This window comes from Pseudomonas reactans, from assembly GCF_013387025.1.
Lineage (GTDB): Bacteria > Pseudomonadota > Gammaproteobacteria > Pseudomonadales > Pseudomonadaceae > Aquipseudomonas > Aquipseudomonas reactans.
This window is the reverse complement of sequence record NZ_JACAQP010000018.1, coordinates 164,788-182,564: the sequence shown is the minus strand read 5'-3', so window position 1 is coordinate 182,564 and position 17,777 is coordinate 164,788. Positions and strand designations below refer to the sequence as shown.

Annotated in this window: 19 protein-coding genes; 10 read left to right on the top strand and 9 right to left on the bottom strand. The window is 59.7% G+C overall.

What is annotated here, in order from left to right; all coding sequences use genetic code 11:
- Window positions 1-218: 218 nt before the first annotated feature.
- Window positions 219-1,475: an NADP-dependent isocitrate dehydrogenase gene (gene icd / locus HX793_RS19800; RefSeq protein ID WP_177061340.1), complete on the top strand. Its 1,257-nt coding sequence runs from the start codon at window positions 219-221 to the stop codon at window positions 1,473-1,475.
- Window positions 1,476-1,535: 60 nt separating this feature from the next.
- On the opposite strand, the gene cspD is transcribed toward icd, so the two are convergent.
- Entirely contained in the window at window positions 1,536-1,805 is a 270-nt protein-coding gene (cspD, locus tag HX793_RS19795; RefSeq protein WP_256348896.1) for a cold shock domain-containing protein CspD, read from the bottom strand.
- Window positions 1,806-2,029: 224 nt separating this feature from the next.
- On the opposite strand from cspD, the gene clpS reads away from it, so the two are divergent.
- Together clpS and clpA are read left to right on the top strand one after the other, a co-directional pair.
- Window positions 2,030-2,398 carry an ATP-dependent Clp protease adapter ClpS gene (clpS, locus tag HX793_RS19790; RefSeq protein WP_005789091.1) on the top strand — a complete coding sequence of 123 codons (369 nt, stop codon included), beginning with the start codon at window positions 2,030-2,032 and terminating at the stop codon, window positions 2,396-2,398.
- Window positions 2,399-2,427: 29 nt separating this feature from the next.
- Complete coding sequence (gene clpA, locus HX793_RS19785; protein ID WP_177096777.1) at window positions 2,428-4,698, top strand: ATP-dependent Clp protease ATP-binding subunit ClpA; 2,271 nt, start codon at window positions 2,428-2,430, stop codon at window positions 4,696-4,698.
- A gap of 186 nt (window positions 4,699-4,884) precedes the next feature.
- Here clpA and infA read toward each other — a convergent pair whose 3' ends face one another.
- The 3 genes from infA to aat all read right to left on the bottom strand — a co-directional run bounded on the left by infA (window position 4,885) and on the right by aat (window position 6,647).
- Complete coding sequence (infA, locus tag HX793_RS19780; RefSeq protein WP_002553999.1) at window positions 4,885-5,103, bottom strand: translation initiation factor IF-1; 219 nt, start codon at window positions 5,101-5,103, stop codon at window positions 4,885-4,887.
- Window positions 5,104-5,203: 100 nt separating this feature from the next.
- A complete protein-coding gene (locus HX793_RS19775) occupies window positions 5,204-5,911 on the bottom strand; it encodes an arginyltransferase (RefSeq protein ID WP_016975530.1) in 708 nt (235 codons plus the stop codon).
- Window positions 5,912-5,966: 55 nt separating this feature from the next.
- The gene (gene aat, locus HX793_RS19770; RefSeq protein ID WP_177052069.1) at window positions 5,967-6,647 is read right to left on the bottom strand and encodes a leucyl/phenylalanyl-tRNA--protein transferase; all 681 of its coding nucleotides are present in this window, start codon (window positions 6,645-6,647) and stop codon (window positions 5,967-5,969) included.
- Between the two features lie 246 nt (window positions 6,648-6,893).
- Between aat and HX793_RS19765 the strand changes: the two genes are divergently transcribed.
- From HX793_RS19765 to cysG, 7 genes are read left to right on the top strand one after another with little or no spacing between them, the layout of a single operon-like run.
- Window positions 6,894-7,169 (top strand): hypothetical protein, encoded by a 276-nt coding sequence (locus tag HX793_RS19765; protein ID WP_177096779.1) that lies wholly within the window; start codon window positions 6,894-6,896, stop codon window positions 7,167-7,169.
- Window positions 7,144-9,552, top strand: coding sequence for a DNA translocase FtsK (locus tag HX793_RS19760; protein ID WP_095015622.1), 2,409 nt, complete (start codon window positions 7,144-7,146; stop codon window positions 9,550-9,552). The genes HX793_RS19765 and HX793_RS19760 overlap by 26 nt, the downstream gene beginning before the upstream one ends.
- A 54-nt stretch (window positions 9,553-9,606) precedes the next feature.
- Window positions 9,607-10,230: an outer membrane lipoprotein periplasmic chaperone LolA gene (gene lolA, locus HX793_RS19755; RefSeq protein WP_016975527.1), complete on the top strand. Its 624-nt coding sequence runs from the start codon at window positions 9,607-9,609 to the stop codon at window positions 10,228-10,230.
- A 10-nt stretch (window positions 10,231-10,240) separates the two neighbouring features.
- Window positions 10,241-11,563, top strand: a complete 1,323-nt coding sequence (locus HX793_RS19750) for a replication-associated recombination protein A (protein ID WP_016975526.1) — start codon at window positions 10,241-10,243, stop codon at window positions 11,561-11,563.
- Window positions 11,563-11,937 (top strand): fluoride efflux transporter CrcB, encoded by a 375-nt coding sequence (gene crcB, locus HX793_RS19745; RefSeq protein WP_012724934.1) that lies wholly within the window; start codon window positions 11,563-11,565, stop codon window positions 11,935-11,937. The genes HX793_RS19750 and crcB overlap by 1 nt, the downstream gene beginning before the upstream one ends.
- Before the next feature lie 16 nt (window positions 11,938-11,953).
- Window positions 11,954-13,234: a serine--tRNA ligase gene (serS, locus tag HX793_RS19740; protein ID WP_016975525.1), complete on the top strand. Its 1,281-nt coding sequence runs from the start codon at window positions 11,954-11,956 to the stop codon at window positions 13,232-13,234.
- Window positions 13,235-14,629, top strand: a complete 1,395-nt coding sequence (gene cysG, locus HX793_RS19735; RefSeq protein WP_016975524.1) for a siroheme synthase CysG — start codon at window positions 13,235-13,237, stop codon at window positions 14,627-14,629.
- Between the two features lie 104 nt (window positions 14,630-14,733).
- Here the strand turns inward: cysG and HX793_RS19730 are convergent, their stop codons facing one another.
- The 5 genes from HX793_RS19730 to tusC form a co-directional block, all read right to left on the bottom strand.
- Entirely contained in the window at window positions 14,734-15,729 is a 996-nt protein-coding gene (locus HX793_RS19730) for a glutathione S-transferase family protein (protein WP_177052071.1), read from the bottom strand.
- A gap of 88 nt (window positions 15,730-15,817) precedes the next feature.
- Entirely contained in the window at window positions 15,818-16,819 is a 1,002-nt protein-coding gene (locus HX793_RS19725; protein ID WP_177052073.1) for a glycosyl transferase family protein, read from the bottom strand.
- The gene (locus HX793_RS19720) at window positions 16,816-17,151 is read right to left on the bottom strand and encodes a TusE/DsrC/DsvC family sulfur relay protein (protein ID WP_038847356.1); all 336 of its coding nucleotides are present in this window, start codon (window positions 17,149-17,151) and stop codon (window positions 16,816-16,818) included. The genes HX793_RS19725 and HX793_RS19720 overlap by 4 nt, the downstream gene beginning before the upstream one ends.
- Entirely contained in the window at window positions 17,148-17,426 is a 279-nt protein-coding gene (tusB, locus tag HX793_RS19715) for a sulfurtransferase complex subunit TusB (RefSeq protein ID WP_177052075.1), read from the bottom strand. Before tusB ends, HX793_RS19720 begins: the two co-directional genes overlap by 4 nt.
- Window positions 17,426-17,776, bottom strand: a complete 351-nt coding sequence (gene tusC / locus HX793_RS19710) for a sulfurtransferase complex subunit TusC (protein ID WP_016977548.1) — start codon at window positions 17,774-17,776, stop codon at window positions 17,426-17,428. Before tusC ends, tusB begins: the two co-directional genes overlap by 1 nt.
- Window position 17,777 lies beyond the last annotated feature (1 nt).

Below are 17,777 nucleotides of genomic sequence, written 5' to 3'. Positions count from 1 at the left end.
AGGTGTGTCGTCCATTGGTCTAAAGGTCGCAGGGCCCAGGTTGCTGCCAAAGTCGCACGATGTGCTCAAGATTGGCGATTTTGCCTTTGCTTTCAGGCTTGTAGGCGACAAATTATGCTGTTTTCGATGCAAATGAGCATGGCGTGAGGTTTCAGTCGCCATTTATCTGGAGTAGGCTCGAACGCAGCCAGATGTTCAATCCATAGATGGAGTTCAGCATGGGATACAAGAAGATTCAGGTTCCGGCAGTCGGCGACAAAATCACCGTCAATGCAGACCATTCTCTCAATGTTCCTGACCAACCGATCATCCCGTTTATCGAAGGTGACGGTATCGGCGTCGACATCAGCCCGGTGATGATCAAGGTGGTCGACGCAGCTGTTGAAAAGGCCTACGGCGGCAAGCGCAAGATCTCCTGGATGGAGGTATATGCCGGCGAGAAAGCGACTCAAGTCTACGACCAGGACACCTGGCTGCCCCAGGAAACCCTGGATGCGGTCAAGGATTACGTGGTTTCCATCAAGGGGCCGCTGACCACTCCCGTCGGCGGCGGCATTCGCTCGCTGAACGTGGCCCTGCGCCAACAACTCGATCTATATGTGTGCCTGCGCCCGGTGCGTTGGTTCGAAGGCGTGCCCAGCCCGGTCAAGAAGCCGGGCGATGTGGACATGACCATCTTCCGTGAAAACTCAGAAGACATTTATGCCGGGATCGAGTGGAAGGCCGGTTCGCCCGAAGCGATCAAGGTGATCAAGTTCCTCAAGGAAGACATGGGCGTGACCAAGATCCGTTTCGACCAGGATTGTGGGATTGGTGTGAAGCCGGTCTCTAAAGAGGGGACCAAGCGTCTGGCGCGTAAAGCCCTGCAATATGTAGTGGATAACGATCGTGACTCGCTGACCATCGTGCACAAAGGCAACATCATGAAGTTCACCGAGGGGGCCTTCAAGGAATGGGCCTATGAGGTGGCGGCTGAAGAGTTTGGCGCGACGCTGCTGGATGGCGGCCCATGGATGCAGTTCAAGAACCCGAAGACCGGCAAGAACGTGGTGGTCAAGGATGCGATTGCCGATGCCATGCTCCAGCAAATCCTGTTGCGTCCGGCTGAGTATGACGTGATCGCAACGCTTAACCTGAACGGCGATTACCTGTCTGACGCCTTGGCGGCGGAGGTAGGCGGTATCGGTATTGCGCCGGGTGCGAACCTGTCGGACACCGTGGCGATGTTCGAAGCGACCCACGGCACTGCGCCTAAATATGCGGGCAAGGATCAGGTAAATCCGGGTTCGTTGATTTTGTCGGCCGAGATGATGCTGCGTCACATGGGCTGGACTGAGGCGGCGGATTTGATCATCAAGGGCACTAATGGGGCGATTTCTGCCAAAACTGTGACTTATGACTTCGAACGTCTGATGGACGGTGCCACCCTGGTGTCTTCGTCTGGCTTCGGTGATGCGCTGATCTCGCACATGTAAGCGACGGGAGAAAAAAACCGGCCATACCGCAAACGGAATGGCCGGTTTTTTATTGGGCGTCTACTCGGTAGCCGAATAGGCTAATTGCTCTTTTGAATTTTGAGCGACTTTGGTTGTGCCGATGGTGACTGGCGCACTGATTTCGACTGCGTGCTTGCCTTTGGGCCCCTGAATAATGTCAAAGGAGACCGGCTGCCCCGCTTTCAGCGTTTTATAACCGTCCATTTTGATCGCTGAGTAATGCGCAAAAAGGTCTTCATCCTTGCCGTCTTCAATAATGAAGCCGTACCCTTTGGCATTGTTGAACCACTTGACCTTACCGCTTGCCATGCCCATATCCCTCTGCACCAGACTCCATCACTGGAGTATCATCCAGTTTATCCGTCCTAACCCGAATAAATAAGGTTGACTGCGCGGACCTTTTTTACCCACTGTGGGTTCTATTGGTTGTAACACCGTTTCGCCGATAGTCAAGGCGACCAGTCGGTCAGAGTTGAAATTCTGACAGGTCGCCCCCACCACTGTATTTGAACCACTGACGAACCTTTCTTTCCATGCATGCAAACAGCCAGATTCGACTAACATTCAATCAGGATCGACCGGATCAGGAACATGATGACGACGGTTCTGCAGGCATTGCTGTTCAGGAGGCCAAGCCTGCTTTACAGGCGCCGCCGATGTACAAGGTGGTTTTGTTCAATGATGACTACACACCGATGGATTTCGTGGTCGAAGTGCTCGAGGTGTTTTTTAACCTGAACCGCGAGTTGGCGACCAAGGTAATGCTGGCCGTTCACACAGAAGGACGGGCAGTATGTGGAGTGTTTACCCGCGACATCGCCGAGACAAAGGCCATGCAGGTCAACCAGTACGCCAGGGAAAGCCAGCATCCGCTACTCTGTGAAATCGAGAAGGACGGTTAACGCCGACCACTTGGGTATGAGGTGAAGCTATGTTAAACCGCGAGCTCGAAGTCACCCTCAATCTTGCCTTCAAGGAGGCTCGTTCGAAGCGTCATGAATTCATGACCGTCGAACACCTGCTGTTGGCACTTTTGGACAATGAAGCTGCCGCCACCGTTTTGCGTGCGTGCGGCGCCAACCTCGACAAACTCAAGCATGACCTGCAGGAGTTTATCGACTCCACGACGCCCCTTATTCCAGTCCACGATGAAGACCGTGAAACCCAGCCAACCCTGGGCTTCCAACGGGTGCTTCAGCGTGCCGTGTTCCACGTTCAGAGCTCCGGTAAGCGTGAAGTCACAGGCGCCAATGTGCTTGTGGCGATTTTCAGCGAACAGGAAAGCCAGGCAGTGTTCCTGCTCAAACAGCAGAGCGTTGCCCGTATCGATGTCGTCAACTACATCGCCCACGGTATCTCCAAGGTGCCTGGGCACGGCGATCATTCCGAGGGTGAGCAGGATATGCAGGACGACGAGGGCGGTGAGTCTTCTTCTTCGGGCAATCCACTGGATGCCTATGCCAGCAACCTCAATGAACTGGCGCGCCAGGGGCGGATCGATCCGCTGGTGGGGCGTGAGCTTGAGGTTGAGCGCGTAGCGCAGATCCTTGCACGTCGTCGCAAGAACAACCCGTTGCTGGTGGGTGAGGCGGGCGTGGGTAAAACCGCGATTGCCGAAGGCCTGGCCAAGCGCATCGTGGATAACCAGGTGCCAGACCTGCTGGCCAACAGCGTCGTCTACTCCCTGGACCTGGGCGCGTTGCTCGCCGGGACCAAGTACCGTGGCGATTTCGAGAAGCGCTTCAAGGCGCTGCTCGGCGAGCTGAAAAAACGCCCGCAGGCCATCCTGTTCATCGACGAAATCCACACCATCATTGGCGCCGGTGCGGCTTCCGGTGGGGTGATGGACGCCTCCAACCTGCTCAAGCCGCTGCTGTCGTCGGGTGATATCCGTTGCATCGGCTCGACCACGTTCCAGGAATTTCGCGGCATCTTCGAAAAAGACCGTGCCCTGGCGCGTCGCTTCCAGAAGGTCGACGTGTCCGAGCCCTCGGTTGAAGACACCATCGGCATCCTGCGTGGGCTCAAGGGGCGTTTCGAAGCGCACCATGGCATCGAGTACACCGATGAAGCCCTGCGTTCGGCGGCTGAGCTGGCGTCGCGCTACATCAACGACCGGCACATGCCGGACAAGGCCATCGACGTGATCGACGAGGCGGGTGCCTACCAGCGCCTGCAGCCGGTCGAGAAGCGTGTGAAGCGCATCGACGTGCCTCAGGTCGAGGACATCGTGGCGAAGATCGCGCGGATTCCGCCTAAGCACGTCAACAGTTCCGATAAGGAGCTGCTGCGTAACCTGGAGCGCGACCTCAAGCTGACCGTGTTCGGCCAGGATGCAGCCATCGATGCGCTGTCCACCGCGATCAAGTTGTCGCGTGCGGGCCTCAAGTCGCCGGACAAGCCGGTTGGTTCGTTCCTGTTCGCCGGTCCGACTGGCGTCGGCAAGACCGAAGCGGCGCGGCAGTTGGCCAAGGCCATGGGCATTGAGCTGGTGCGTTTCGATATGTCCGAATACATGGAGCGTCACACCGTGTCGCGCCTGATCGGTGCGCCTCCGGGCTATGTCGGTTTCGACCAGGGCGGTCTGTTGACCGAGGCGATCACCAAGCAACCGCATTGTGTGCTGCTGCTCGATGAAATCGAGAAGGCCCACCCGGAAGTCTTCAACCTGCTGTTGCAGGTGATGGACCACGGCACCCTGACCGACAACAACGGGCGCAAGGCGGACTTCCGCAATGTGATCGTGATCATGACCACCAACGCCGGTGCCGAAACGGCTGCGCGGGCTTCGATCGGCTTCAGCCATCAGGATCACTCTTCCGATGCGATGGAAGTGATCAAGAAGAGCTTCACGCCGGAATTCCGCAACCGCCTGGACACCATTATCCAGTTTGGTCGCCTCAGCCATGAGGTTATCAAGAGCGTGGTGGACAAGTTCCTCACCGAGCTTCAGGCGCAGCTGGAAGACAAGCGCGTGCAGCTGGAGGTTACGGATGCTGCGCGCAGCTGGCTGGCCGAAGGTGGCTACGATGCGGCAATGGGCGCTCGCCCAATGGCGCGTCTGATCCAGGACAAGATCAAGCGGCCATTGGCCGAAGAGATCCTGTTCGGCGAGCTTTCCGGCCATGGTGGCGTGGTGCACATCGACCTGAAGGATGGCGAGCTGACCTTCGAGTTCGAAACCACGGCTGAAATGGCCTGATCGCTGTAAACCTGTAGGAGCGAGCTTGCTCGCGAAGATCGTCAACGATAACGCATGCTGTATGATTCCCTGCGTTGTCCTTGGATTCTTCGCGAGCAAGCTCGCTCCTACAGTCGTTTTGCGGCCTCTATAAATCCTGCGCACACAAAAACGCCCGGCATAACCGGGCGTTTTGTATTGACTTGCTTAGCGAGCGCGGTAAGTGATGCGCCCTTTGCTCAAGTCATAGGGCGTCAGCTCGACGCGCACTTTGTCACCGGTAAGAATACGAATGTAGTTCTTGCGCATCTTGCCGGAGATATGCGCGGTTACGACGTGCCCATTTTCCAACTCCACACGAAACATGGTGTTGGGCAGGGTGTCGACGACAGTGCCTTCCATTTCGAAGCTGTCTTCTTTCGACATGCAGTAAAGCCCTCGGTATCCAGTGAATGGCCCGGTGCAACTGCGCCAGGCAAAAGCGGCGTGCATTGTGCCCGAAAAAGGGTGTTTAAGCCAAGGGGTTCTAGTTAAGCACGACCCATCTTTGATTAATCAGCAGTTCTATGGGCCGATATTGGGTCTTGTAGTTCATCTTTTTGCAGTTCTTGATCCAGTAGCCGAGGTACACCGCCTCCAGTTCCAGGCGCAGCGCTTCGCCAATTTGCCACAGGATTGCAAAGCGTCCCAGGCTGCGACGCTCTTCGGCAGGCTCGTAGAAGGTGTAGACCGCTGACAGGCCGTTTGGCAGCAAATCGGTCACGGCCACCGCCACCAACCGGCCGTCGGCGCGAAATTCATAGAAGCGTGAAAAGGGCAGGTCGCGTACCAGGAACGTGGAAAACTGGTCGCGACTGGGCGGAAACATATCGCCGTCGGCGTGGCGTTCCTCGATATAGCGCTGGTAAAGATCGAAATACTCTTCGGTGAAGCGTGGCTTGGCCGGCATCACCGTGAGGTCAGCATTGCGCTTGAGGATGCGTTTCTGGTTGCGGTCCGGCAGAAACTGCGCCACAGGGATGCGTGCCGGGACGCAGGCATTGCAGTTCTGGCAATGAGGCCTGTACAGATGATCGCCACTGCGCCGAAAGCCCATCTCCGACAGGTCGGCATACACATGCACGTCCATAGGCTGGCTGGGATCGAGGAACAGTGTGGTGGCCTGCTCGTCGGGCAGATAGCTGCAAGAGTGGGGTTGAGTGGCATAAAACTTCAAACGCGCCAACTCGGTCATGATCAACCCTCGGATAAGCTTTGAAATAAGTGTAAGCCAGGAGCGCGGAAGTCGCCTAGGAAACCCACGGTCCAGCGCTGCGCTGATCCAGATGGTCGCGCAGGAAACCTGCGAAGTCGCTGCGGGATATGGCGCGGGCACCCAGGCTGTGCAGGTGATCGTTGGGCATCTGGCAGTCGATCAATACAAAGCCCCATTCCTGTAGTTGGCGGGTAAGCGTGGCAAAGCCGAATTTCGAGGCGTTGTCGGCGCGGCTGAACATGGACTCGCCGAAAAACAGCTGGCCCATCGCCAGGCCGTACAAACCACCCACCAACTTGCCGTCGTCCCAGACCTCCACCGAATGGGCGTAGCCGCGTTGGTGCAGTTCCAGGTAAGCGCTCTGGATGCTCTCGGTGATCCAGGTGCCGTCGGCATAGGCGCGCGGTGCGGCGCAGGCCTGGATGACGGCGGCGAAATCCTGGTCGAAGGTCACGCTGTAGCGCTGCTGGCGCAACAGTTTGCCTAGGCTGCGGGACACATGCAGCTCGTCGGGGAATATGACCGTGCGCGGGTCGGGAGACCACCAGAGGATCGGCTGGCCCTCCGAAAACCACGGAAAGCAGCCGTGCCGGTAGGCTTTTACCAGGCGTTCGGCCGAAAGATCGCCGCCAGCCGCCAGCAGGCCATTGGGTTCGCGCATGGCCTTGGCCAGGGGAGGGAATGTCAGTGAGTCGCGTTGTAACCAGGTCAGCATGGCATCCAGGCTTACGGAAGGGGAGGGGAGTGGCAGGTATGACACCTGCTTGCGCAGTGCTGATTATTGTCGACATGGCGCCATCGGGCCAGTCCGAATCGGGCGTTGGGGCGGATTAGCGTGAGCAGGTGTTTCTGCAACTCTGTGTCGGCGGCGTGGTCGTAATCGGGTCTGTGCGATGCAGGCCATTTGCCAAGCTTGCCTGGATTGACAAAAACAGCGCATAAGCCTTTGTCAGCAAAGGCAATGCATGCTCAAATTGAACATGTTGTGAGACTAAATTGGTTAGGCTGCCGAGTGAAGGGCTGGGGCGTGGCATCCCTGGCACAAACCCGTACAATGCGGGCATTGTGGCGCTTTCGTCATTTCATCCAGCAAGCGCCCAATGTTAAAAGTAGATTCAACGACGCACGTTCATTTTTCAGCTGCTCGGATTGGGCAGTATTTGCAGTCATTCAACAGATGGACGCGCTAAAGGCGCAGGAAAAGACCCGTTTTGAAGAAATCCGCCGCAACACCTAAAGCAGCAGTCGTGCCGGCCTGGCGCCAGCACCTGCACTATCGCCTCAAGGAAGGCGCGCTGATCGCTATCGGCGCGCTGTGCCTGTTCCTGATGATGGCCTTGCTCACGTATGGCAAGGATGATCCGGGCTGGAGCCACAACAGCAAGATCGAAGACGTGCAGAACTTCGGCGGGCCTGCCGGTTCCTACAGCGCCGATATCCTGTTCATGGTGCTGGGTTACTTCGCTTATATCTTCCCGTTGCTGCTGGCGATCAAGACCTGGCAGATCTTTCGCCAGCGTCATGAACCGTGGCAGTGGAGCGGTTGGCTATTCTCCTGGCGCCTGATCGGCCTGGTGTTCCTGGTGCTGTCCGGCGCGGCGCTGGCGCATATCCATTTTCATGCACCCACCGGCTTGCCGGCGGGCGCGGGCGGGGCGTTGGGCGAAAGCCTCGGTGACCTGGCACGCAGGACCCTGAATATCCAGGGCAGCACCCTGATGTTCATCGCGTTGTTCCTGTTCGGCCTTACCGTGTTCACCGACCTGTCGTGGTTCAAGGTGATGGACGTGACCGGCAAGATCACCCTCGATCTGCTGGAACTGTTCCAGGGCGCCGCCAACCGCTGGTGGGCGGCCCGTGTCGATCGCAAGCGCATGGTCGCCCAATTGCGCGAGGTAGATACCCGCGTCAACGAGGTGGTGGCGCCGAGTACGCCGGATCGGCGCGAGCAGGCCAAGGTCAAGGAACGCCTGATCGAACGCGAACAGGCCCTGAGCAAGCACATGTCGGACCGCGAGAAGCAGGTGCCGCCGGTGATCGCCCCGGCACCGCCCAAGGCTCCCGAGCCAAGCCATCGCGTACAGAAAGAGAAACAGGCGCCGCTGTTCGTCGACAGTGCCGTCGAAGGCACCTTGCCGCCGATCTCGATCCTCGACCCGGCGGAAAAGAAACAACTCAACTATTCCCCGGAATCCCTGGCGGCCGTCGGCCACCTGCTGGAAATCAAGCTCAAGGAATTCGGCGTCGAAGTGTCGGTGGACTCCATCCATCCCGGCCCGGTGATTACCCGTTACGAAATCCAGCCGGCTGCCGGCGTCAAGGTCAGCCGTATTTCCAACCTGGCGAAAGACTTGGCGCGTTCCCTGGCCGTGACCAGCGTGCGCGTGGTGGAAGTCATCCCTGGCAAGACCACCGTGGGTATCGAGATTCCCAACGAAGACCGCCAGATCGTGCGCTTCTCCGAGGTGCTGTCGACTCCGGAATACGACAACTTCAAATCGCCGGTCACCTTGGCCCTGGGCCACGACATCGGCGGCAAACCGGTCATCACCGACCTGGCGAAGATGCCTCACCTGCTGGTGGCCGGTACCACCGGTTCCGGTAAGTCGGTGGGGGTGAACGCGATGATCCTGTCGATCCTGTTCAAGTCGGGCCCGGAAGACGCCAAGCTGATCATGATCGACCCGAAGATGTTGGAGCTGTCGATCTACGAAGGCATTCCGCATCTGCTGTGCCCGGTGGTCACCGACATGAAGGATGCCGCCAACGCCCTGCGCTGGAGCGTCGCCGAGATGGAGCGCCGCTACAAACTGATGGCGAAGATGGGCGTGCGTAACCTGTCAGGCTTCAATGCCAAGATCAAGGAAGCCCACGAACGCGGCGAGACCATCGATGACCCGCTGTACAAGCGTGAAAGCATTCATGACGAAGCGCCGAAACTGACCAAGCTGCCGACCATCGTGGTGGTGGTCGACGAATTCGCCGACATGATGATGATCGTTGGCAAGAAGGTCGAGGAGCTGATCGCACGTATCGCCCAGAAGGCCCGTGCCGCCGGTATCCACTTGATCCTCGCCACCCAGCGTCCTTCGGTGGACGTGATCACGGGCTTGATCAAGGCCAACATTCCTACGCGGATGGCGTTCCAGGTGTCGAGCAAGATCGACTCGCGGACCATCATCGACCAGGGTGGCGCCGAACAACTGCTCGGCCACGGCGATATGCTCTACATGCCGCCGGGCACCAGCCTGCCGATTCGCGTCCACGGCGCCTTTGTTTCCGACGATGAAGTCCACCGCGTGGTGGAAGCCTGGAAGCTGCGCGGCGCACCGGAATACAACGACGATATCCTCAACGGCGTCGAAGAAGCCGGCAGCGGCTTTGAAAATGGCGGCGGCGGTGGTGACGATGATGCTGAAACCGACGCGCTGTACGACGAGGCCGTGGCCTTCGTACTGGAAAGCCGTCGCGCCTCGATTTCCGCGGTGCAGCGTAAACTGAAAATCGGCTACAACCGCGCCGCCCGCATGATCGAAGCCATGGAAATGGCCGGCGTCGTCACCGCTATGAACACCAACGGCTCGCGTGAAGTCATCGCCCCCGGGCAGATGCGCGACTGATCCCGTGCCGCGTGGCAACACGCGGCACGCCCTGAACACTCAATGAGGACTCCCATGCGCCTTATCCGCATGCTGTTGTTGCCGGCTCTGGCCCTGACCGCTGTTTCGGCCCACGCTGACCCGGCCTCTGTCGCCAGCCTGAAGAACCTGTTGGACAAATCCCAGACCCTGACCGCGCGCTTCTCCCAGCTGACCCTGGATGCCGGCGGCACCCAGTTGCAGGAAACCGCAGGCGAAATGGCCGTGCAGCGTCCTGGTCTGTTCTACTGGCACACCGAAGGCAAGGCTGAGCAGACCATCGTGTCTGATGGCCAGAAGGTCACCCTGTGGGACCCGGACCTGGAACAGGCCACCATCAAGAAGCTTGACCCGCGCCTGAACCAGACCCCGGCGCTGTTGCTGTCGGGTGATGTGTCGAAAATCAACGACAGCTTCGACATCACCTCCAAGCAAACCAGCAACGTGATCGAGTTCACCCTCAAGCCCAAATCCAAGGACACGCTGTTCGACACGCTGTCCCTGTCGTTTGGCAATGGCGTGATCAACAACATGCGCCTGGTCGACAGCGTCGGCCAACGCACCGACATCCTGTTCTCCGGGGTCAAGGCCAACCAGCCGGTGCCGGCCTCCAAGTTCAAGTTCGACATCCCCAAGGGTGCCGACGTGATCCAGGAATAACCCGCTGCCCATGGACCTGTTTCGAAGTGACCCGATTGCCCAGCCCCTGGCCGCGCGCTTGCGTTCGACCAACCTGGATGAGTACGTCGGTCAGGAGCACCTGCTGGCTCGCGGTAAGCCTTTGCGCGAAGCCCTGGAGCAGGGCGCGCTGCACTCGATGATTTTCTGGGGGCCGCCGGGGGTGGGTAAGACTACCCTGGCGCGGCTGCTGGCGAAGGTCTCGGATGCGCACTTCGAGACGGTCTCGGCGGTACTAGCAGGGGTCAAGGAGATCCGCCAGGCGGTGGAAGTCGCCAAGCAGCAGGCCGGGCAGTACGGCAAGCGCACCATCCTGTTTGTCGATGAAGTGCACCGCTTCAACAAGTCGCAGCAGGATGCGTTCCTGCCTTATGTGGAAGACGGCACGCTGATTTTTATCGGCGCCACCACGGAAAACCCTTCGTTTGAATTGAACAACGCTTTGCTGTCGCGGGCGCGGGTCTATGTGCTCAAAAGCCTGGACGAGGCGGCGATGCAGAAGCTGCTGCACCGTGCCCTGAGTGAAGACAAAGGGCTGGGCAAACGGCAACTGAGCGTCAGCGAAGAGGGCTTCAAGATTCTGCTCACCGCTGCCGATGGTGACGGCCGCCGCTTTCTCAACCTGGTGGAGAACGCCTCCGACCTGGCCGAAGACGGCAGCGAGATCGGCGTCGACCTCCTGCAAAGCCTGCTCGGCGACACGCGCCGGCGCTTCGACAAGGGCGGCGAAGCTTTTTACGACCAGATTTCGGCGCTGCATAAGTCCGTGCGCGGCTCCAACCCGGACGGCGCGCTGTATTGGTTCGCGCGCATGATCGACGGCGGCTGTGACCCGCTGTACCTCGCACGCCGCGTGGTGCGCATGGCCAGCGAAGACATCGGCAACGCCGACCCGCGCGCCTTGAGCCTGTGCCTCGCCGCCTGGGATGTGCAGGAGCGCCTCGGCAGCCCGGAAGGCGAGTTGGCGGTGGCCCAGGCCATCACCTACCTGGCCTGTGCGCCGAAAAGCAACGCGGTGTACATGGGCTTCAAGTCCGCCCTGCGCGCCGCCGCCGAATACGGCTCCCTCGAAGTGCCGATGCACCTGCGCAACGCGCCGACCAAGCTGATGAAACAATTGGGCTACGGCGATGAATACCGCTACGCCCACGATGAACCGGACGCCTATGCGGCCGGCGAAGACTACTTCCCCGATGACCTTGAGCCACTCCCGCTCTATCAACCCGTGCCCCGTGGCCTGGAGCTGAAGATCGGCGAAAAGCTCAATCACCTCGCCCAACTCGATCGACTCAGCCCCAGACAGCGGAGAAAGTAGTGTTCAAGACGATTCTTGCCGTGTCCGCAGCCGGCATCGCTGGTACATTATTGCGTTTCGCCGCTGGCACATGGGTCAGCGCCAATTGGCCGAAGCATTTTTATGCGGCGACCCTGGCGGTCAACCTGGTCGGCTGCTTGATCATCGGGCTGTTGTACGGCTGGTTCCTGTTGCGCCCGGAAGTACCGATTGAAATTCGGGCCGGCTTGATTGTCGGCTTTGTAGGCGGTCTGACGACCTTTTCATCCTTTTCACTGGATACGCTGCGCCTGCTGGAAAGCGGGCAGGCCCTGATAGCCTTTGGTTACCTGGGCATCAGCGTGTTCGGCGGGCTGCTCGCCACCTGGGCTGGCCTGTCCTTGACCAAACTTTGATAAACGAGAGACCGACATGCTCGATTCCAAACTGTTACGTAGCAACCTTCAGGACGTAGCGGACCGCCTGGCATCCCGTGGCTTTGCCTTGGATGTTGCGCGCATCGAAGCGCTGGAAGAACAGCGCAAGACCGTCCAGACCCGCACCGAAGCACTGCAGGCTGAGCGTAATGCGCGTTCCAAATCCATCGGTCAGGCCAAGCAGCGCGGCGAAGACATCGCGCCGTTGATGGCGCATGTGGATGGGATGGCGATTGAGCTGGCCGCCGGCAAAGCTGAGCTGGACGAGATTCAGTCTGAGCTGGACTCTATCCTGCTGGGCATCCCCAACATCCCGCACGAATCCGTGCCGATCGGCGAAGACGAAGACGGCAACGTTGAAGTGCGCCGCTGGGGCACGCCAACCGCGTTTGATTTCGAGATCAAGGACCACGTCGCCCTGGGCGAATTGACCGGCGGCCTGGATTTCGAAACTGCCGCCAAGATGTCCGGCGCGCGCTTTGCCTTGCTGCGCGGTCCGATCGCGCGTATGCACCGTGCCCTGGCGCAGTTCATGATCAACTTGCACACCGGTGAACACGGTTACGAAGAAGCCTACACCCCGTACCTGGTGCAGGCGCCGGCGCTGATGGGCACCAGCCAGCTGCCGAAATTCGAAGAAGACCTGTTCAAGATCAGCCGCGAAGGCGAAGCCGATTTGTATCTGATCCCGACCGCTGAAGTGTCGCTGACCAACATTGTGTCTGGCGAGATCCTCGACGCTAAAGAGCTGCCGTTGAAGTTCGTCGCCCACAGCCCGTGCTTCCGCAGCGAAGCCGGTGCCTCGGGTCGTGACACCCGCGGCATGATCCGCCAGCACCAGTTCGACAAAGTCGAGATGGTACAGGTGGTCGAGCCGTCGACGTCCATGGAGGCCCTGGAAGGCCTGACCGCCAACGCCGAACGCGTTCTGCAATTGCTGGAGCTGCCGTACCGCGTATTGGCGCTGTGCACCGGCGACATGGGTTTCAGCGCCGTGAAGACCTACGACCTCGAAGTGTGGGTGCCGAGCCAGGACAAATACCGCGAGATTTCGTCGTGCTCCAACTGCGGTGATTTCCAGGCCCGTCGCATGCAGGCGCGTTTCCGCAACCCGGAAACCGGCAAGCCTGAGCTGGTGCACACCCTCAACGGTTCCGGTTTGGCGGTAGGTCGTACCTTGGTGGCGGTGCTGGAAAACTACCAGCAGGCTGACGGCTCGATCCGTGTGCCGGAAGTGCTCAAGCCTTACATGGCGGGCGTTGAGGTCATCCGCTAAATGGAATTTCTGCCGCTGTTTCATAACCTGCGCGGCAGTCGTGTGTTGGTCGTCGGTGGCGGGGAGATTGCCTTGCGCAAATCCCGGCTGCTGGCCGATGCCGGTGCGTTGCTGCGGGTGGTTGCTCCCCAGATCGAAGACCAGCTCAAAGAGCTGGTACTGGGCAGTGGCGGGGAACTGATTTTGCGCGGTTATCAGGAGGCGGACCTCGACGGTTGCACCCTGATCATCGCGGCCACAGACGACGAGCCGTTGAACGCGCAAGTGTCCAGCGATGCCAAGCGCCGTTGCGTACCGGTTAATGTGGTGGATGCGCCGGCCTTGTGCAGCGTGATCTTCCCGGCGATTGTCGACCGTTCACCCTTGGTGATCGCGGTGTCCAGCGGCGGCGATGCGCCGGTGCTGGCGCGCCTGATCCGCGCCAAGCTGGAAACCTGGATTCCGTCCACGTATGGCCAACTGGCCGGGTTGGCGGCGCGTTTTCGTGCCCAGGTAAAAGGTTTGTACCCGGATGTGCAGCAGCGCCGCGCATTTTGGGAAGACGTGTTCCAGGGCCCGATTGCCGACCGTCAATTGGCCGGGCAGGGCGCCGAAGCCGAGCGTCTGTTGATTGAAAAGGTCAACGGCGCGCCGCCGAATGCACCGGGCGAGGTCTACCTAGTGGGCGCAGGCCCGGGTGATCCCGACCTCCTGACCTTCCGTGCACTGCGACTGATGCAGCAAGCCGACGTGGTGCTGTATGACCGCCTCGTAGCCCCCGCGATTCTCGAACTGTGTCGCCGTGACGCCGAACGTGTGTACGTCGGCAAACGTCGCGCCGACCACGCCGTACCGCAAGACCAGATCAACCAGCAACTGGTGGACCTGGCCAAACAAGGCAAGCGCGTGCTGCGTCTCAAGGGTGGCGATCCGTTCATCTTTGGCCGTGGTGGCGAAGAGATCGAAGAACTGGCGGCCCACGGCATTCCGTTCCAAGTGGTGCCGGGGATCACGGCGGCCAGCGGTTGCGCGGCGTATGCCGGGATTCCGCTGACTCACCGTGACTACGCACAGTCCGTACGCTTCATCACTGGGCACTTGAAGGACGGGACTTCGGACCTGCCCTGGCATGACCTGGTGGGGCCTTCGCAGACCCTGGTGTTCTACATGGGATTGATTGGCTTGCCGATCATCTGCGAGCAACTGATCAAGCATGGCCGTGCATCGGATACCCCTGCAGCGTTGATCCAGCAGGGCACCACGTCCAACCAGCGCGTGTTTACCGGCACGCTGGCGGATTTACCGCGCATGGTGGCGGAGCATGAAGTGCATGCGCCGACACTGGTGATTGTGGGTGAGGTGGTGGTGTTGCGCGAAAAGCTCAAGTGGTTTGAAGGCGCGCAGTCCCAGGTTTAAGCCTTAAAAGCATCGCGGGCAAGCCCGCTCCCACAGGGGATTGCATTCCAATGTGGGAGCGGGCTTGCCCGCGATAGTGCTTCAAAGCTAGCTCATGATTTGGATCAGTTTCGGACACCTTTGCCGCTCAACCGCTGCCGGTCATGCCCTATATCAAAGGACTGCAACGGCCCCTTCGGCACAATCCCCGTCGGGTTGATCGTGCGGTGACTGGCATAGTAATGCCCCTTGATATGCGCAAAATCCACCGTCTCGGCCACGCCCGGCCACTGGTACACCTCCCTTAACCAATTCGACAGGTTCGGATAATCCGCAATCCTGCGCAGGTTGCATTTGAAGTGGCTGTAATACACCGCATCAAAGCGAATCAGCGTGGTAAACAGGCGCACATCCGCCTCGGTCAGGTATTCGCCGGCCAGGTAGCGATGGTCGCCCAGGTGCTGTTCCAGGTAATCCAACTCGGCAAACACATCATCAAATGCGCTTTCATACGCCTGCTGCGATGTGGCGAAGCCCGCGCGGTATACACCATTGTTCACAGCAGGGTAGATGCGTTCGTTCAGCGCGTCGATGGTTGCGCGCAGCGACTCGGGGTAGAAGTCCAGGGTATTGCCAGTCAATTCATTAAACGCGCTGTTGAACATGCGGATGATCTCCGCCGATTCATTGCTGACGATGCGTTTGAGCTTCTTGTCCCACAGTACCGGCACAGTGACGCGCCCGGTGTAGTCAGCCGTGTCAGCAGTGTAGCGCTGGTGCATGAAGTCGAAATCATCCAGCTTGTCGCCGGTGGAGCCGTGAGCCTTATCGAAGGTCCAGCCGTTTTCCAGCATCAACCAACTGACCACGGACACGTCGATCAGGCTTTCCAGTCCTTTGAGCTTGCGCAGAATCAGGGTGCGATGGGCCCACGGGCAGGCGAGAGAGACATAGAGATGGTAGCGACCGGCCTCGGCCTTGAATCCGCCTTCGCCACTCGGGCCTGGCGCGCCGTTGGCGGTCACCCAGTTGCGGCGTTGCGCCTGTTCCCGTTGGAATGCGCCGTCTGCGCTACTTTCGTACCACTGGTCTTTCCAGTGTCCTTCGATCAGCAAACCCATGACTGGCTCCTTGGCTAATAAGCGTTGGAGGCCAGTCTAAAGGGCTGAGTTCGATTTAAAAGCGCAAAGACCGGGCGCTAATGATCGATTAAATCGATTTGTCTCGTGCGTCCCAGTATTGCTGGGCCAAGGCGAACGCCTTTTCCCGTGAATGGCCCAGGCCACGCAAGGCCAGGGCCATGGTCGCGATCAAGGCCAGTTGCGGATAGCTGTCTTCGACATCACCGCGCCACAACGCCTTCAGGTGTTCTGGTTCGAGTGTGGCGGGTTTGACGTGGCGCTGGGCGGAGAGGGCGGGCCACTCTTCGTCCCAGCTTTCGCCGCCCGTGGTGCCGTACAGGTGGCTGGTCGAGTCGGGGTTGATCTCGATTTCGCCGCCATCACCCTTCACTACGATGACATTGTCGCCGAGCAGGCCGCTGGCATCGCGGTGCACGCCCTGATAACCCGGATGGAAAATGCTTTGCAGGCCCAGGCGCGCATTCAAGGGGTTGAGCAAACGCGCCAGGGAGTGGATCGGCGAGCGCAGGCCCAGGGTGTTGCGCAGGTCGATCATGCGTTGCAATTGCGGCGCCCAGTCGCCCAGCGGGATAAACGCCAGGTTGCCTTGCGCATAAGCGGCCTCGACCTGCTGCCAGTTGCGGCACAGCGGGATTTGCAAACCTTCCAGTAATTGCTCGGTGTACAGCCGTCCGGCCGTATGCGCGCCGCCACCGTGCATAAGGATGCGCACGCCGTTCTGCGCCAGGCACTTGGCCGCCAGCAGATACCACGGCAGGTGACGCTTCTTGCCGGCATAGGTTGGCCAGTCGACATCCACGTTCAGCGCCGGGGCATCCAGGCGTTCGCGCACGGCTTCGGTGAAGCCGGCGAGTTCTTCCGGGCTTTCTTCCTTGTGGCGCAGCAGCATCAGGAAGGCGCCGAGCTGGGTGTCTTCGACTTTTTCGTCGAGCAACATGCCCATGGCTTCGCGAGCTTCCTCGCGGGTGAGGTTGCGCGCGCCGCGCTTGCCTTTGCCCAGGATGCGCACGAACTGCGCAAACGGGTGTTCGGCGGGGGTTTCAAGGGTCAGCGGGGCAAAATCGGTCATAAGCAATTCGTCGGCCTGGGCAGGCCCGCCAGCTTGGCGGCGAGTTTGGCGGGAGTGCCGTTGAACAGTTTGTTGAGGTGCAGGCTGTTGCCCTTTTCCGGGCCGAGCTTCAAGGCGGTGTACTTGATCAGCGGACGTGTGGCCGGGGACAGCTGGAATTCGGCATAGAACTGGCGCAGCAGTTCGAGGATTTCCCAGTGGGCCGGGGTCAGCTCCAGCGCCTCGGCGGCAGCCAGGGCATGGGCGACCTCTGCGGACCAGTCGTCCAGGTCGGCCAAATAACCGTCCTTGTCCAGTTCCAGGGTACGTGCGCCTACGGTCAGGGTGTTCATAGCCAGGTGTTGACCTTGTCGTAGTCGATCGACAGTTGCACGAACCCTGGGTAGTCCACGCTGTCGGCCCAGTCCGGCAGCGGCAGATTGCGCGCCTGCATGTCTTCGGCCAGCACAAACACCTTCACGCCTTTGGTGTGCAGGGCCGGGGCGTGGAGCCCGTAGGCGCCGTCGCCGCACAGCAGGATCGCGTCCTCGGTGCCGCAGATACGCAGGCAGCTGTCGAGGCGACTATCGGAAAACGGGGAGTGAGACACCACGTGTAAAGTCGACATCAGAGGGTAATCACCTGGTCGTAACGGTCAATCAATTGGGAAATAGCATCGTTGCTCAACGGTTGCGCCTCGGTGGGCGGCGTCAAGCCACGCACAGCCATGCTGTGGCGGCAGACAAATACATCGTCGATGCCGAACAACCCCAGTGCCTGCAAGTTGGCACTGAGGTCCTTTTGTTGGACGGCCTTGGCGTTCTGGTGCGCAGCGAGCTGGAACACGCCGTCATCCATGAACAGCAAGCCGATGGGCAGATCGAACGCGCCACCGGCCAGCACGATATCCAGCGCTTCCCGTGCACTCGGCCCGGACCACGGTGCCTGACGGCTGATCACCAGTAAGGATTTAGACATC